General features: G+C 39.2%; 14 protein-coding genes. 2 read left to right on the forward strand and 12 right to left on the reverse strand.

The window, feature by feature from the left end:
• Position 1: 1 nt before the first annotated feature.
• The 6 genes from V6670_RS18190 to V6670_RS18215 all read right to left on the reverse strand — a co-directional run bounded on the left by V6670_RS18190 (position 2) and on the right by V6670_RS18215 (position 7127).
• Positions 2 to 343, reverse strand: coding sequence for a TOPRIM domain-containing protein (locus V6670_RS18190; protein WP_036119638.1), 342 nt, complete (start codon positions 341 to 343; stop codon positions 2 to 4).
• A gap of 91 nt (positions 344 to 434) precedes the next feature.
• Positions 435 to 815 (reverse strand): glycine cleavage system protein GcvH, encoded by a 381-nt coding sequence (gene gcvH, locus V6670_RS18195; protein WP_036119635.1) that lies wholly within the window; start codon positions 813 to 815, stop codon positions 435 to 437.
• A gap of 206 nt (positions 816 to 1021) precedes the next feature.
• The gene (locus V6670_RS18200; RefSeq protein ID WP_036119632.1) at positions 1022 to 1378 is read right to left on the reverse strand and encodes an arsenate reductase family protein; all 357 of its coding nucleotides are present in this window, start codon (positions 1376 to 1378) and stop codon (positions 1022 to 1024) included.
• Between the two features lie 231 nt (positions 1379 to 1609).
• On the reverse strand, positions 1610 to 3394 hold the full coding sequence (locus V6670_RS18205; protein ID WP_141905604.1) for an acyl-CoA dehydrogenase family protein: 1785 nt from the start codon (positions 3392 to 3394) through the stop codon (positions 1610 to 1612).
• Positions 3395 to 3520: 126 nt separating this feature from the next.
• Positions 3521 to 4693, reverse strand: coding sequence for an acetyl-CoA C-acetyltransferase (locus V6670_RS18210; RefSeq protein ID WP_338651818.1), 1173 nt, complete (start codon positions 4691 to 4693; stop codon positions 3521 to 3523).
• 49 nt (positions 4694 to 4742) lie between these two features.
• Positions 4743 to 7127: a 3-hydroxyacyl-CoA dehydrogenase/enoyl-CoA hydratase family protein gene (locus tag V6670_RS18215; RefSeq protein ID WP_338651819.1), complete on the reverse strand. Its 2385-nt coding sequence runs from the start codon at positions 7125 to 7127 to the stop codon at positions 4743 to 4745.
• Positions 7128 to 7502: 375 nt separating this feature from the next.
• On the opposite strand from V6670_RS18215, the gene V6670_RS18220 reads away from it, so the two are divergent.
• Both V6670_RS18220 and V6670_RS18225 read left to right on the forward strand, forming a co-directional pair.
• Entirely contained in the window at positions 7503 to 7817 is a 315-nt protein-coding gene (locus V6670_RS18220) for a thioredoxin family protein (protein ID WP_101966547.1), read from the forward strand.
• Positions 7818 to 7876: 59 nt separating this feature from the next.
• Complete coding sequence (locus tag V6670_RS18225; RefSeq protein ID WP_338654673.1) at positions 7877 to 8380, forward strand: C39 family peptidase; 504 nt, start codon at positions 7877 to 7879, stop codon at positions 8378 to 8380.
• 86 nt (positions 8381 to 8466) lie between these two features.
• On the opposite strand, the gene V6670_RS18230 is transcribed toward V6670_RS18225, so the two are convergent.
• From V6670_RS18230 to V6670_RS18255, 6 genes are all read right to left on the reverse strand, one after another.
• Positions 8467 to 9354, reverse strand: a complete 888-nt coding sequence (locus V6670_RS18230; protein WP_101966549.1) for a 5'-3' exonuclease — start codon at positions 9352 to 9354, stop codon at positions 8467 to 8469.
• A gap of 114 nt (positions 9355 to 9468) precedes the next feature.
• A complete protein-coding gene (locus V6670_RS18235; protein WP_338651820.1) occupies positions 9469 to 10461 on the reverse strand; it encodes an agmatinase family protein in 993 nt (330 codons plus the stop codon).
• 420 nt (positions 10462 to 10881) lie between these two features.
• Positions 10882 to 11874, reverse strand: a complete 993-nt coding sequence (locus V6670_RS18240) for a polysaccharide deacetylase family protein (protein WP_338651821.1) — start codon at positions 11872 to 11874, stop codon at positions 10882 to 10884.
• 4 nt (positions 11875 to 11878) lie between these two features.
• A complete protein-coding gene (locus V6670_RS18245) occupies positions 11879 to 12625 on the reverse strand; it encodes a hypothetical protein (protein WP_338651822.1) in 747 nt (248 codons plus the stop codon).
• Positions 12606 to 14279 (reverse strand): GNAT family N-acetyltransferase, encoded by a 1674-nt coding sequence (locus tag V6670_RS18250; RefSeq protein WP_338651823.1) that lies wholly within the window; start codon positions 14277 to 14279, stop codon positions 12606 to 12608. The genes V6670_RS18245 and V6670_RS18250 overlap by 20 nt, the downstream gene beginning before the upstream one ends.
• A 1-nt stretch (position 14280) precedes the next feature.
• Positions 14281 to 15375, reverse strand: coding sequence for a glycosyltransferase family 4 protein (locus tag V6670_RS18255; RefSeq protein ID WP_141905639.1), 1095 nt, complete (start codon positions 15373 to 15375; stop codon positions 14281 to 14283).
• Positions 15376 to 15398: the final 23 nt, after the last annotated feature.

Raw genomic sequence — 15398 nt, forward strand, 5'->3', positions numbered from 1 at the left:
CTTACAAAATATATTCATTATGGATTGAAAAATGTGCACGCAGTAATATCATCGCTAACACTTTTCTTGGTGTCGTCTCTACTTCCTTATAGGTTGGCATTGTACGTAAATGCTCTGCCTCTGGATAATGTCTGTCCATTAATGCACGCAGCTTGTCGCCTGAAGTATCTGCATCAAAAAAAGTAAATAGCTCACAGCTCTCATAGGGATCGAGCAGCTCTTCTAATTGATGCACACCAATTGTACCATTCGTACATAGTATTGTAACATTCTCATTTAAAATTGGCTCAATTTGTAGCTTATCTGAGCGTCCTTCTACTATTAAGCATTTTCCCTCGAACATTACGCCACCTCCATTTAGACATACCCACTTATAAGTCATTATATAACAAAAAACGCCGGTAGTTTCCGACGTTTTTCGATTATAGCTTGTCTTATTCAGCGATCATTTCTTCGTATTGCTCTGCTGTCATTAGTTTTTCAACTTCTGATGCATCAGCAGGCTCCACAACGATCATCCATGCTTTTTCATATGGTGATTCATTAACGAATTCTGGGCTATCTTCTAAATCTGCATTTACTTCAACTACAGTACCTGAGATTGGTGCATACAATTCAGAAACAGTTTTAACTGATTCTACGCTACCGAATGGATCATCTGTTTTGATTTCGTCGCCAACTTGTGGAAGCTCAACGAAAACGATATCTCCTAATTCAGATTGTGCGAAGTGAGTAATACCAATACGTACTTTTCCATCTTCTGTTTTTACCCATTCATGTTCTTCAGAATAACGTAAGTCTTTAGGTGTGCTCATGCAAAAAACCCCTCCATAAATATGTAATATATTCACTTTCAGTGTGCCATACTTCTCCTATAAAAACAAGATTCAATTACGTGCCAGCTTAATTGCGGTCCACAATTTTTTCAAGTTACTTGAAATACATCTCTGTTAAAAATTTGTGACATCTGCCGGTGACTTTATCTCGGTTAGAAGAGTCGTTCGATCCTGTTTAAATACGGCTATTTCCAAGTTTGCTCAAAATCTGATTCTTTAAACCCTAGCGTTACTTTTTGGCCATCCGTTACGATTGGACGTTTGATTAACATCCCATCAGAAGCAAGTAGCTCCAGCTGCTCATCTTCAGTCATTTCCGCTAGCTTGTCCTTTAAACCAAGCTCACGATATTTCATACCCGATGTATTAAAAAATTTCTTCAAAGGCAGTCCACTGGCTTGCCAAATGGCTGTTATTTCATCCTTTGTTGGCGATTGCTCTACAATGTGTACCTCTTCATAGGAAACCTCATGATCATTTAACCACTTTTGTGCTTTTTTACATGTCGTACATTTCGGATAATGGATAAATTGAATCGTCATTAAAATGCTCCTCTACTGTCTTTTTCTGTAGTATACCATCATAATTGTTTCGAATGGTGGAACTTCTCTCATTTTCGTAAGCCTATCCATCCGTTTTGCTGTTCTATTCATCACTTTTTCCATTTTATCCGTCAATCTAGCTGTTCTATCCATCAGTTTCACGCTTCTATCCATCTCTCATAAAAAAACCTAGCTATCCTCTTACAGATAGCTAAGTTACAGTGTATGCTATTAAACAATATATTTTTCAGCTTCGATTAGTTTAACAGAAGCTTCACGTTTCTTCGCAATTAAGTTATAAGGGTTATTGCGTGTTAATTTACGAAGTGCAGATAATGTCATACGTGCTGCATCGCCATCTGCTGAAGCAAGAATTGTGTCTTTTGCTTCCTTTTCGATTTCTGTGAATGCTTCTTGGCAGAAGATTTGCGTGTATAGCAATTTCTGCTGTGCTTTTTCAGCGCCATCACGAGCAATTGCCTTTTCTGTACGTAAGACAGCTGACTCCATTGCAAATAATTGGTTAGCGATATTGGCAATATTCACTAATACCTCTTGCTCCTGATCAAGCTTCGCACCAAAGCGTTGTGCTGCTAAGCCTGCAGCTAATACAGCAATCTTCTTAGCATTTTTCACTAAATATTTTTCTTGTGCTAGTGGCTCTGTACCGATGTCTTCTGGCATTAACATTAGCAGCTCTTGCTGTAAATTTTGAGCAACTTGTAATAAAGGAAGCTCGCCTTTTAGCGCCTTTTTCATAAATGTGCCAGGGACAATCATGCGGTTAATTTCATTTGTACCTTCAAAAATTCGATTAATACGAGAATCACGGTAAATACGCTCTACCTCATATTCAGCCATAAAGCCATAACCGCCATGTAATTGTACGGCTTCATCTGCAATATAATCTAATGTTTCCGACCCAAATACTTTCGCAATAGAGCATTCAATTGCATACTCAGCAATAGCACCTGCAATTACTTTTCCTTGCTTTTGCTCTTCAAGGCTTAACTGGCTTAAACGATCCTCAAATAGACCAACAGTACGATAGTTTAATGATTCGGACGCGTACAATTGAGAAGCCATTGTTGACAATTTCTCTTTTGTTAGATTGAAATCAGAAAGCTTTGTTTTAAATTGCTGACGTTGGTTTGTATACTGGATAGCTAACTCCAATGCACGTTTAGAGCCACCAATTGTGCCCACACCAAGCTTATAACGACCAATATTTAAAATATTGAAGGCAATGACATGCCCACGACCAATTTCACCTAATAGATTTTCTACAGGTACTTCCGCATCTTCTAATACTAATGTACGAGTTGACGATGATTTAATCCCCATTTTCTTCTCTTCTGGGCCTACTGAAACGCCATTGTAGGCACGTTCTACGATAAAGGCAGAGAATTTATCACCATCAATTTTTGCATAAACAACAAATACGTCAGCAAAGCCTGCATTTGTAATCCATTGCTTTTCACCATTCAAAATATAATGTGTGCCTGCCTCATTTAATTTCGCAGTCGTTTTTGCCCCTAGAGCATCTGAACCTGAGCCTGGCTCTGTTAATGCATATGCTGCGATTAATTCACCTGAAGCAAGCTTAGGTAAATATTTGTTCTTTTGATCTTCATTACCAAATAGAACGATCGGTAGTGAACCAATCCCAACATGTGCACCATGTGTGATGGAAAAACCACCTGCAACAGACATTTTCTCAGCAATTAAAGCTGAAGAAACTTTGTCTAGTCCAAGCCCTTCATATTCTTCTGGCACATCTGCTCCAAGTAAACCTAATTCGCCTGCACTTTTTAGGAGACGCACTGAATGCTCAAATTCATGGTGCTCTAAATTTTCAACTACTGGTAAAACTTCATTTGCTACATATTCCTCTGTTGTTTTAGCAATCATCTTATGCTCGTCAGTGAAATCTTCTGGTGTAAATACACGATTTAATTCCACATCTTCAATTAGAAATCCGCCGCCTTTAATGAAATCAGTTGTTTTTTCAGTCATGATAAATTCCTCCCAATATATCTATTTTGATTGTTTAATCCCCAAATGAACATGTATAGAAAAGCTTGATGTGAACATGTTCGGAGGCAACCGTAAACCGTACACCTCAAGCTGATCTAGAAAATTTTATAAAATTTCAAATACACCAGCAGCACCCATGCCGCCGCCAATACACATTGTCACCACGCCATATTTCTTCCCTTGACGCTTCAATTCATGAATAAGCTTTAACGTTAAAATAGCTCCTGTAGCACCTAGAGGGTGACCTAATGCAATTGCTCCACCATTGACATTGACTTTTTCTTGGTCGATGCCTAAATGACGTACTACCTGTAATGATTGAGAAGCAAATGCTTCATTGATTTCCCATAAATCAATGTCATCTATGGATAAACCTGCAATTTCTAACGCTTTAGGTACTGCCACAATCGGACCAATTCCCATTACTTCAGGAGGCACACCACCAACTGCAAAGCCTAGGAATTTTGCCATTGGTGTCAGTCCTTGCTGTTCGGCCTCCTCACGATCCATCACTAGTACAGCTGCTGCACCATCAGAAGTTTGGGAGGCATTACCAGCCGTTACACTGCCCTTTACATGGAAAGCTGGACGCAATTTTGCTAAGCCTTCAACTGATGTACCTGGTCGTACACCTTCATCCATACTAAATGTGAATTTTTTTACTTGTAGTTTATTGTTATCGTCTACGTAATGCTGTTCCACTTCGATTGGTACAATTTCATCATTGAATTTACCTTCTTTAATCGCCTTTTCAGCAAGAACATGCGAGCGAACTGCAAAGGCATCTTGATCTTCACGACTAACATTGTACTGGCGAGCCACTTCCTCAGCCGTATGCCCCATACCCATATAATATTGAGGAGCCGATTCAGCTAATGTTGGATTTAAGCGTGGTGTATTCCCCACCATCGGCACCATACTCATAGACTCGACACCGCCAGCTAGAATCACCTTTGAATGACCTAGCATAATTCGTTCTGCTGCATACGCAATTGCCTGTAAACCTGATGAACAAAATCTATTAATCGTTAGCGCAGGAGTTGTATCTGGTAATCCTGCTAGTGCCCCAATACTACGTGCTACATTCATCCCTTGCTCTGCTTCAGGCATCGCACAGCCTAAAATTAAATCATCAATCGGTCCTTCATAGCCCGCTCTTTTCAATGTTTCTTTGACTACGACAGCACCAAAATCATCTGGTCTTACTGTTGCTAAAGAACCTTTTTTTGCTTTTCCAATTGGAGTTCGTGCTCCTGCTACAATAACGGCTTCACGCATCGTATTAATCCCCCTTTGTTTCATGTGCAAGATTGATCTATTTTGTCAATTAGTTACGAAGTGGTTTACCTTTTAACAGCATGTGTTGCATTCTTTGCTGAGAAAGTGGGTCAGCAACAAGGCTAAGGAAAGCCTCACGCTCTAAGTTCAATAGATACTGTTCGTCAACTAATGTACCGTACGGAACCTTACCACCTGCAATTACATAAGCTAATTTTTTAGCAATTTTTAAATCATGTTCGCTAATAAAGCCTGACTCAAACATGCCTTGCGCACCGATGAGTAATGTTCCGTAGCCTGATGCACCGACCACTGGCACTTTTGTTGGTACAGGTGGTTGATAGCCCGCTTCGTAAAGCGCTAATGCAGCTTGCTTCGCATCATATAATTGATGGTCTGGGTTAACAGAAATACCATCTGCAAAGTTTAAGAAGTTATTTTCACGTGCTTCCTCACCAGAAGTTGAAACCTTCGCCATTGCAATTGTTTCAAATACTTTATTAGCAATATGTTGATAGTCTACATCTACGCCGTTCGGTAAGCCCTTTAGGAATTTTTGATAAAGCGCTTTATTACCACCGCCGCCTGGAATTAAACCAACGCCAACTTCCACTAAGCCCATATACGTTTCCATCGTTGCTTGAATATGTGCAGCTGGTAAGCAAACCTCTGCTCCTCCACCCAATGTCATGGCAAAAGGTGCTGCCACAACAGGCTTACGTGAATATTTGATTTTTTGCATAGCATCTTGGAATGCCTTAATTACGAAATCTAGCTCAAAAATATTATCATCCTGTGCTTCTACTAAAATCATCCCTAGATTTGCACCTACACAGAAGTTTTTCCCTTGATTGCCGATTACTAAGCCTTTATAGTTAGCCTCTACTTCATCAACCGCAAAGTTAATCATTTGGATAATATCTAAACCAATTGCGTTCGATTGTGAATGGAACTCAAGCAGTGCAACTCCATCACCTAAATCTATTAAACTAGCACCTGTGTTTGATTTAATAACACCATGCTTTTTCTTATAGCGCTTTAAGTTAATCTCTTTTTCATTGACTGGAACTTTCACATATTGCGAACCATCATAGTAAGCTACATCGCCATCTAATTCAGAATAAAATGTCTCAAAGCCATTCGCTAACATCTCTTTGACAAATGCAGGGACTTCTCGACCTTCAGCCTCCATTTTTGCTACAGATTCTTGTACACCAATAGCATCCCAAATTTCAAATGGTCCTTGTTGCCAGCCGAAGCCCCATTTCATGGCATTATCAATGGCTACAACATCATCTGCAATTTCACCGTGTAGCTGTGCTGAGTAAATTAATGTTGGAGCAAAGATCCCCCACAATAACTCACCTGTACGATCCTTTGCATAGGTTAATGCCTTCACTTTATTAGCTAACCCACGTGTTTGTTTCGCCATTTCAATAGAAGCTGTTTTTAACTTTTTCGCTGGACTATATGATAATGTTGTTGGATCAATCTCAAGTATCTCTTTTCCCTGTTTTAAGAAGAAACCTTGACCCGATTTTGCACCTAACCAGCCATTTTCAACCATTTTTTGTAAAAATTCAGGTACCGCAAATACTTGCTGTTCCTCATCTGTTGTTTGATCGTAAACATTTTTTGCTACATGAATAAATGTATCTAAACCAACAACGTCTAGTGTACGGAAAGTTGCAGATTTTGGACGACCAATAAGTGGACCTGTTACAGAGTCTACTTCACCAACTGAATAACCACCTTTTAACATTTCCTGTAATGTTATCAGTAAGCCATATGTTCCGATGCGGTTTGCAATAAAGTTTGGTGTGTCCTTCGCCATTACAACACCTTTACCAAGCACATCTTCCCCAAATGTTTTCATGAAACTAACTACTTCAGGAGCAGTTGTATTAGCAGGAATCACCTCTAGTAATTTTAAATAGCGAGGTGGGTTGAAAAAGTGTGTGCCAAGGAAATGCTTTTTAAAATCATCTGAACGTCCCTCTGCCATAGCATCAATACTAATACCAGATGTATTTGAACTAATGATTGTTCCCGGTGTACGAACAGCATCAATTTTTTCATAGAGACTTTGTTTAATTGGTAAATTTTCCACAACAACTTCGATAATCCAATCTACATCTTTTAGTTTCCCTAGATCATCTTCAAAGTTGCCAACCGTTAGTAGTGATAAATTTTTCTTAGAAGTAAGTGGTGCTGGCTTTTGCTTTAATAACTTTTGCAAAGCTCCGTTTACAATACGATTTCTTACAGCTGGATGCGCTAAAGAAAGACCCTTTGCTTCTTCCTCTTGCGTCAGTTCCTTCGGTGCGATATCCAATAGTAATGTTGGTATACCGATGTTTGCTAAATGTGCTGCAATTCCAGAGCCCATCACCCCAGAACCTAGAACAGCTGCTTTTTTAATGTTGTAAGTCACAAGCAATTCCCCCTTATTCTCCCATTGAATGAATAGCCATTCATTTTTTGGCCAAAAAAATATCAAGTGTACCTTAGTGGATTTTGTCTTGTTGTTGGATGAGATTCACTCCATTCAACCAAGCACTACTAAGGTTTATCTCCGTTCCCATTACAACTCTTAATGAATGAAGATAAAACTACTTTTCTGTTTTTAGTGTAGATTATTTTGTCTAATTTAGCAATCTTTTTTCAAGAATTATTTTTGCAATATACATCTTTTTTTGTTCTTTACGAGCTAAAAGCAGACAATATGTAGCGATCAAAACGGCCAAACAGAAAACTTTCAGGTTGAGAGAAAAATGTGTAGAATGAAAAGCAAGGAGAGTGAATACTTATGAAAACAATTACTACTGCAGAACAATTTAATGAACTAATCGCTGGTGACCAAAAAGTGCTAGTGAAATTTTACGCTGGCTGGTGCCCAGATTGCACACGCATGAATATGTTCATCGATCCAATCATTGAAGAGTACAGCCAATATGATTGGTATGAGCTAAATCGTGATGAGCTTCCAGAAATCGCTGACAAATATGATGTTATGGGAATCCCAAGCTTATTGATTTTCCAAAACGGTGAAAAACTTGCACACTTACACAGTGCCAATGCCAAAACACCTCAGCAAGTAACAGAATTTTTAGCTGCACAATAATAATGAATAAAGAGCTGCATTTCTTCTTGAAATGCAGCTCTTTTTGGGAGGGAAACATGATGCACCAACAATTGGCTTTATATGGAACATCACAATATGATGCATCCATTGCACCAAGCTATCGAAATTCTGCCTGTGGGCCCACTACGATTTACGTCATCTTAAACTATTTGAACAGTTCAGCTCCTTCTATTAATAAGCTTTATCGACAGCTTGGTGGCACAAAAATTGGTTTGTTCAAATGGCGACTGATTCACAACCTCCGCGAAATGCAACCCACCTGGAATATTCGAACTTGTTCACTAAAAGAAGCTTTACAAGAAATTGACGCAGGTCGCCCTGTTGCTATGCGTTTTGACCGCTATTTTAGCCTACAGTGGCAGAATAAAAAATCAACCTTTGCCTACCATTGGGTACCGCTTATTGGCTATACCATAAAAAATGATGCGCTATGGTTAATATTTCATGATAATGGTGGGCCACAACGGGACAGTCAAATTCGGCAGGCTCTCTATAAAGACAATGTCAAGGTATTATCGTTCGTTAAAATAACACCTCAGTAGGGCAAATAATGAATCGTCCTTATTTGCTCTCTCCACTCATTTCTCATAAAAAAACAGAGCATATTGCTATACTCTGTGATGATCCATTAAATAAGGGAATATAATGAGCGTGCGTGCTTTGCAATTAGCGTGTAGCCACTCTCTTCTATCTCTTTAAAAATTTGCGGTTCATAGTTTGGTAACATGAGGCTTGTAAAATCGGCATCAATTGGAACATTCGTTTGAATTGTTGCAAGCTCATGGGATAATTGCAGCATGTCCAAATTCTCTTGAATTTTTGTCCGTTGCCCTGGCTTCAATTCACCGAGTGACGCTAAAATTTTGTCAATCGAGCCATATGTTTGAATTAACGTTAGTGCTTGCTTAGGACCAATCCCCTTCACACCTGGATAGCCATCACTTGTATCACCCATAAAGGCTTTAACCTGTGCAAACTGTGTTGGTTCAATACTATATTCTTCTTTAAAGCGAGCATGTGTATAAATATCGTATTCTGTGTAGCCTTTTTTCATAAAGGCAATTTCTGTAGATGGTCTTAAAAGCTGAAGCAAGTCCTTATCACCACTAATGACAGTAATGTCTGCCTGTTCCTGCCATTTGGTAATCATCGAGCCAATTAAATCATCAGCCTCCATGCCCTTCACTCCGAAATTTTGCCAGCCAATTTGCTGTGATAAATTTTTCGCCATATCAAATTGAGGGAGCATTTCCTCTGGTGGTGCTGGGCGATTCGCTTTATAGCCATCATATAAATCATTGCGGAATGTATGTGCCCCCATATCCCAGCAAACAGCCATATGTGTTGGCTTCATGATCGATTGTGCCGTTAACACATGTCGCACAAATCCTTGGGCTCCATTAGTCGGTGTTCCATCTGCCAGACGAATAAAATGCCCCATTGCAGCGGAAGCGAAAAATGACCGGAATAACAGTGCCATCCCGTCAATAATCAATAGTTTTGGTTTTGTTGTCATGCTATATTTCCTCTCTATTACAATACAAAGTTTGTATCTATTATTGTTTTCTACTTAAACATTATAGCAAACTTTCAATAATCAGCATTGTTAATACACGGAAATACGCTTACTTTACAACATAACCTTCCCTTTTTTCGAGATGCGATTGCGGTGATCCAGTTGAATCCCTGTTAACCATTGTAAAAAAGCTGTCACTCCAATCTTAACAGTTTCTGGACGTAGCACTCCTTCCTTCGGGTCGGCATAAACAAAATCAATATGACGAACCCCTTCATTTTCACCAATTAGTTTAAGAATATCAAATAATTCATAGGCCGTTAAACCACCTGGTGTTGCTGCCGGAACATCGCGCGCAAACATAATATCAAGAGCATCTAAATCAACGGAAACATAAATGCGATCTACCTCATACATAAGCTGACGTAACATTTCGCGGATTGTGAGCTGAATACCATCACGTCGCATTTGCTTTAACGTAATCATATGAATCCCTTGCTCTCTTGCATAATGAATCATTTCAGGAGAATTAAAAAAGCCATGCAGACCGACATTATACACATGTTTCCCCTCCACAATCCCTGCTGCCATTAACTGATGGATTGGCGAATCTTGCGCTAAACCAACCTCCTCTTGATTTCTTGCATCTAGATGCGTATCAATTTGAATAATGCCAATCCGATCTTGTGGAAAAGCATTCTTTATGCCTTTTAGTGAGCATGCTGTAATGGCATGATCGCCTCCAATCAAACAAGTAAAGCTTTTTTGAAAGGCGATACTTAAATTTTCCGCTGCCGCCTCGATGGCCGATTCTGAAAGCATTCTATCTTGTTCATGAATCGCCACATCTCCTATATCAACGACTGATAGTGCACGTAAATTTATCTGCTCATCTAAATTATACGATTGAAAGCTTGGCCAAGCTTTCCGAAATGCTGTTGGGTATTGCGCTTTTGTTGAGGCTCCACCGGCATACGATAAAAGTGCACCATATACGACAATATCCACATCATTCGGGTTTGGATTTAGCTGCTGCTTTATCCATTGATGCATCGCTGATCCATTTTCTTGCTTCCATTGGCATTCTGGTTGTATAAACATATTCATCTACCACCTTTATATCTTTTCTATTCAAGTTAAATTGACCTATACGAACTTATGCTCTCCCTAAAAAGTCTTAACATATATCCTCTATAGTAATAGTACCATTCGTACATTCAACTTCGTCACTGTTTTTCTTTTTTCCTCTTTTCTTTTAAATTTTCTCCTTATACAACAAAAGAGCAAACTAGAAATCAGTTTGCTCTGCACATTTTATATGAATAAATATTTGTTTTTAGTCCCGAGTTGGTGTCTTTCACAAGAGTTACCACTATTTTAGAACGCCTTGCTCTTCTTTATAAGCGGCTTTCTCACCTCGAGAGCTATTGGACCACTCTCATGAGCAAGCCACCGTGGTAAAGAAGATGTGAACCCCCAACCCTGTTTCCAAAAATTCTCCACTTTTAATAAAAGCACTCTAATCCTCTACTTCTGCTGTTTAGAACGGCTTTCACAAAGTTCTGCTACTTCATACATGGAGTAACTTTGAAAATCGTATTGACTGCGCAAGGTCTGAAAATAACTTAATAGCTCTTCTAGCATAGCTAAATTTTTATCAAGATGTTTGCCAAAATTATGAGGATGCCACCATAAATGATAAAATGCTTTTGCCTTAGCAGCCTCAAGCATGCCTTCCTTTATGCGATTTACTTTTAAACCCTCGAATACACGTAACGGACTACAATAAGGTCTTAAAAAGGCACTTGATCGAATATTAATTAGTTGGTCCTCTTGCATTTCCTCCAGTGTAGCCATATGATGACCAGTTAGATTCCAATAGCTATCTAGCCACTTTTTGGCACCCAAAAGTCTTCCTTTTTTCGTAAACTTTTGGGCATCATACAGAACATGATTTTCAGTACCTCTGTAGCAAACATAGCCCGCTTCTAAACAGGCTGCTAAATAATCTTTGTTTACTTGATTACGGGGGAAGACTATGGATTTCATCGGAGCAACATACCCCTCACTAATCGTTTTTGTCGCATGTAAGTCTGCACAAAAGGCTGCTTCTGTTTGACCATTCTCTAAGCAATAGAAATGAGAAAAGGTATGGCTTCCTATTTCTTGATGTGGTGTACGTTTAATCTCCTCAATTAATGATTTCCCAAAATGCAAGAGATCCTCTTGTTCATTTTCGCCTACTTTTGCTAGCTGGCTATGCGCCGCAAAGCGCATGTTATCATATTTCACAGGGATACCTCGTAAATAATGAGCCATTTCTGCCTTTGATTCTGCAAACAATAATCCGACTGTAGCCCAAGTCGCATGTATGTCATATTGCTCAAATAACGCTAGTATCCTGGGCAAGGCTTTCCGTACACCATAAAGGTTCTTATTATATTGTCCATATCGAAATACATCATGGACACCCCAATTCAGCTCAAAATCTAATGAAATAACGAGACCCCCACCATTCATGTAACTACTTCCTCCATTTTTGCACACCTAGTAACAGTGCACGTATTTTGGATTGAGTAATATAGCCTGAGTAAACATGGACAAGCTTGCCTCCAAAGCTTAATTTAAAGGCTCGTACATTTCGATTGTCCGTTAACTCACCCATATCATATAAAACAAAACCTTGTGCTTTTAGATGCAGTAGGTTATGCCAGATTAAAAAACGATTAGCATAACGGATTGGGCGTTTTAAATGAGCAGGCATAGCTGATGCATGGCAAGTTGCCACATAATAGGACATCGCTTTTTTCTCATGTACAATATCTAATCGATAGCACAGTGTTTGTCCACAAATACTTTGGATCTCAGATAATAATAATGCCCCCTGCTCGTTGAGGAGCAAAATAGTTTCCATTTGTGACTTGCCAATCGCTTCAAGCTTTTTTCTTTTAGCAAAATGATTATAAAATTGCTGAAAGGCTCGTAAGTTTTCGAGGGATGGCTCTTTATACAAAATGACTTGATAAGATTCTTTTTGGGCACGTCGTAAAATTTTGCGATTCCCTTCAGAAAGCGCTAAATACAATGATAGCTCATGCTCTTGCAAATGAATGTGAATCGTTTCGCTTTTTACAAGCTTTCGACTAGGTACCAATGAATGTGTATACCCTACGACTTTCATTGATTTTCGAAAATTCGCTGGTTTTTCTAAAAAATAAAAATGCTGCATTGCGATATTCCATCGCTTACTTTTAATGGACAGAATGAACATCGCCCCCACTCTCTGTATATTTTTCTACACGCTGTCGCTCAAAACGAGCGATTTTATAATGTTTCATTCGAGAAATAGGTTTATAGCCTAGCTGTACTAAACGTTTACGTTTCCGCCATTGCCAAAAGCTTACTGTTACCCACAATGTTTGTGCTGGTTTTATTTTTCGGAAATACGCTGTAATAATATCGATTTGTTTGAAAACATCATAGGCTAAAAAATAGGTTTCCTTCGGTAAGGCTTCTACAATTTTCATTGACTCTACACGCCAATTGGAGGCATGTAACGCAAAGGCTGGCTTATTCGTTTCCGCAAAGGAGTCTTTATAGATCTTATAGCCCTTATAATAAAGAGCAATGACTTCTTCCTGATCAAGCTGCATCGCTTCCTGAATGGACATTTCTTCAAATAAATTACCTACAGGCTGCTGTGGCGATACGTCCTCTGATGGGGATAATTCATACAGCTCCACTTGTTTCAAACGAATACATTTTTCTACGAATTGTTGTCCATATTCTAGCCAATCTTTTATCTTTCCATACTTTACTAAATAACGTAAATAGCCTAGTGTATTACGCTTCCAGTCCACAATTCGTTGATTGCCCTTTACGTGTTCTTTGAGCCGTTCCTTTAGCGTCAAAAAACCTGCCAATAGATTTGTACGTTTCGTACCACTGCTAGCAAGCATATGCCTCGTAAAATCAATGCTAGAACGCCAATCAAATTTATAAGGCTCATAGCCAATGCTCATATCAAATAAGTTATAGTTTGCTGCAAACGTTCGCTGAATGGTTTCCTGATTGACTATACGACCTGCACCAAATAAATTGAAGGTTGGCTCATGTGCCAGAGCATAAGTTACATAACGACCACGACAGCCAAGACCATAGGTGAAAGCAATCCACTGGTTTTCAAAAACAAGTGCATCGACCTCCACCTGTAATGCCTCTCCTTTTAGCATTGTAAGACGCTCAAAAAAATCTCTTTTCTTGCCCTTTGTAAAATCACTTGTATCTAGCTTCTTTGCCCAGCGTCTATCAAACAACCGAAACATTTGCCAAAGCTCGTCCTGTGATGGCTCACGCCTTGTTAAGGAGCCTAAATTTCGGAGCTTTCGTTCGCGACGATCAACACCATGCATTTTTCGCCGTTGCTGGAAATGATGCTGAAAATCTACTTCTGAAAAGGCGAGATAGGGTGTCACAACACGGAAAATACTTGTACGTAATTGTCGCTCTACAAAGTATTGCTCCACGACTTTTGTAGACACTTTACTTTCTAATAAGCCATGCAGTGAAAAAACAATATGCCGATGCTTCTTAATCAGTTCATCAAATACGAAGGTCGTTGCTTGTGGTAACCATTGATGTTTGGCAACAACCCCTGTATAGTTAGCAATATTTTCACCTGCAAAGGCATACACTCTTATCCCCCATCGAACAGATACCTTAAAGGGGAAAAACGCAATGATTGTCCCGTCATGTTCAATGGCGTAAAGCTCAACTCGTTCTTTACGCCCTACAATTTGCCACCAATTATAAAACCAAGCAAATTCTATAAATGGGTTATCATTGTCCTCTGCTTCTAAAATGGCATCCCAAATTTCCTTGTACCACATAAGCTCATCATCTGTTCTAATGCGAATTAATTGCAATTTAATCCCCTTTCTTCACAAGTTCTGAAACAGCCTGTTGATAAACTGTTACTGTTTTTTGATACATGGGGATAAACGTGAAATCCTGCAAGTAACGGCGTTCACTAGCATTCCCCATTTGTTGCCTTAAAATAGTATCCATTAACAATGTACGAAGCCTCTTCTTCAATAATTCATATTCTTCTCGCCCTACTAAAAATCCATTATCCTTATCTGCAATAAGTTCATTCACACCACCTACATTTGTTGCAATAATTGGAAGACCTACACGCATTGCTTCAATGATAGAAATCGGCAAGCCTTCCCAATCTGACAACAATACAAATACATGGCTCTTCTCTAGATATGAATGAACGTCTAATTGATTGCCTAAAAAGGTTACACGATTCGTTAAACCATGCTGAACAACGAAATCCTCAAGAGCTGGACGTAAAGAGCCATCCCCAATTAATTGAAGATGCCAAGATAGATCTGTCAGCTCTGCTAATGCCTTTAGTAAAATATCCTGTCTTTTTGGCACTTCAAAACGAGCAACCATGATAATGATTGGCTGCTCCACAAATGTCTTTTCAGTTGCCTTGCTTCTCTCAATTCGATCAATTCCATTATGGATGGTCAGCAATTTATGAGCGGGCGCAACCTTTTCCAATAAGGCTAGTTCCCGATCATATTCAGATACTGTAATTATTTTTGTTGTGAATGGCTGAACCGATTTTTCCACCCGATGATAGAGTAGCTTTTTCTTGCGGGGAACACCTTCTGTAAAACTCCAGCTATGTGCAGTAAAAACAGTTGGGATACGTAGTAAACTGCCAACGACACGACCTATTACACCTGCCTTAGATGAATGGGTGGCTACAACATCAGGTTGTATTCGTTTGAAGATTGCTCTTAATTGCCAAAATGTTTGAAAGTCTTTCGTTACATGAATAGCTCTTTGCAAGGTAGGGATGGTGATCACTGGAATTTGTTGTTCTTGTAAGCACCATAATGAGGGCTGATAGGAACCTGTCACGACAGTGACTTCATGCCCATCTTGTTTGAGCTGGATAGCAAGTGCCTCCACATGCTTTTGTGCTCCTCCCACTTTATCCATTCGTGTAATAAGCTGAACAATCT

Source organism: Lysinibacillus sp. Y5S-8, from assembly GCF_036894365.1.
Lineage (GTDB): Bacteria > Bacillota > Bacilli > Bacillales_A > Planococcaceae > Lysinibacillus > Lysinibacillus fusiformis_D.

Excerpts from the sequence above, each read along its gene's own strand:
- V6670_RS18205 (WP_141905604.1), bottom strand. The coding sequence starts at position 3,394 with ATGACTGAAAAAACAACTGATTTCATTAAAGGCGGCGGATTTCTAATT.
- V6670_RS18235 (WP_338651820.1), bottom strand. The coding sequence starts at position 10,461 with ATGAATATGTTTATACAACCAGAATGCCAATGGAAGCAAGAAAATGGA.
- V6670_RS18190 (WP_036119638.1), bottom strand. The coding sequence starts at position 343 with ATGTTCGAGGGAAAATGCTTAATAGTAGAAGGACGCTCAGATAAGCTA.
- V6670_RS18245 (WP_338651822.1), bottom strand. The coding sequence starts at position 12,625 with ATGTTCATTCTGTCCATTAAAAGTAAGCGATGGAATATCGCAATGCAG.
- gcvH (WP_036119635.1), bottom strand. The coding sequence starts at position 815 with ATGAGCACACCTAAAGACTTACGTTATTCTGAAGAACATGAATGGGTA.
- V6670_RS18230 (WP_101966549.1), bottom strand. The coding sequence starts at position 9,354 with ATGACAACAAAACCAAAACTATTGATTATTGACGGGATGGCACTGTTA.
- V6670_RS18255 (WP_141905639.1), bottom strand. The coding sequence starts at position 15,375 with ATGGATAAAGTGGGAGGAGCACAAAAGCATGTGGAGGCACTTGCTATC.
- V6670_RS18200 (WP_036119632.1), bottom strand. The coding sequence starts at position 1,378 with ATGACGATTCAATTTATCCATTATCCGAAATGTACGACATGTAAAAAA.
- V6670_RS18220 (WP_101966547.1), top strand. The coding sequence starts at position 7,503 with ATGAAAACAATTACTACTGCAGAACAATTTAATGAACTAATCGCTGGT.
- V6670_RS18225 (WP_338654673.1), top strand. The coding sequence starts at position 7,877 with ATGCACCAACAATTGGCTTTATATGGAACATCACAATATGATGCATCC.
- V6670_RS18210 (WP_338651818.1), bottom strand. The coding sequence starts at position 4,693 with ATGCGTGAAGCCGTTATTGTAGCAGGAGCACGAACTCCAATTGGAAAA.
- V6670_RS18240 (WP_338651821.1), bottom strand. The coding sequence starts at position 11,874 with ATGAATGGTGGGGGTCTCGTTATTTCATTAGATTTTGAGCTGAATTGG.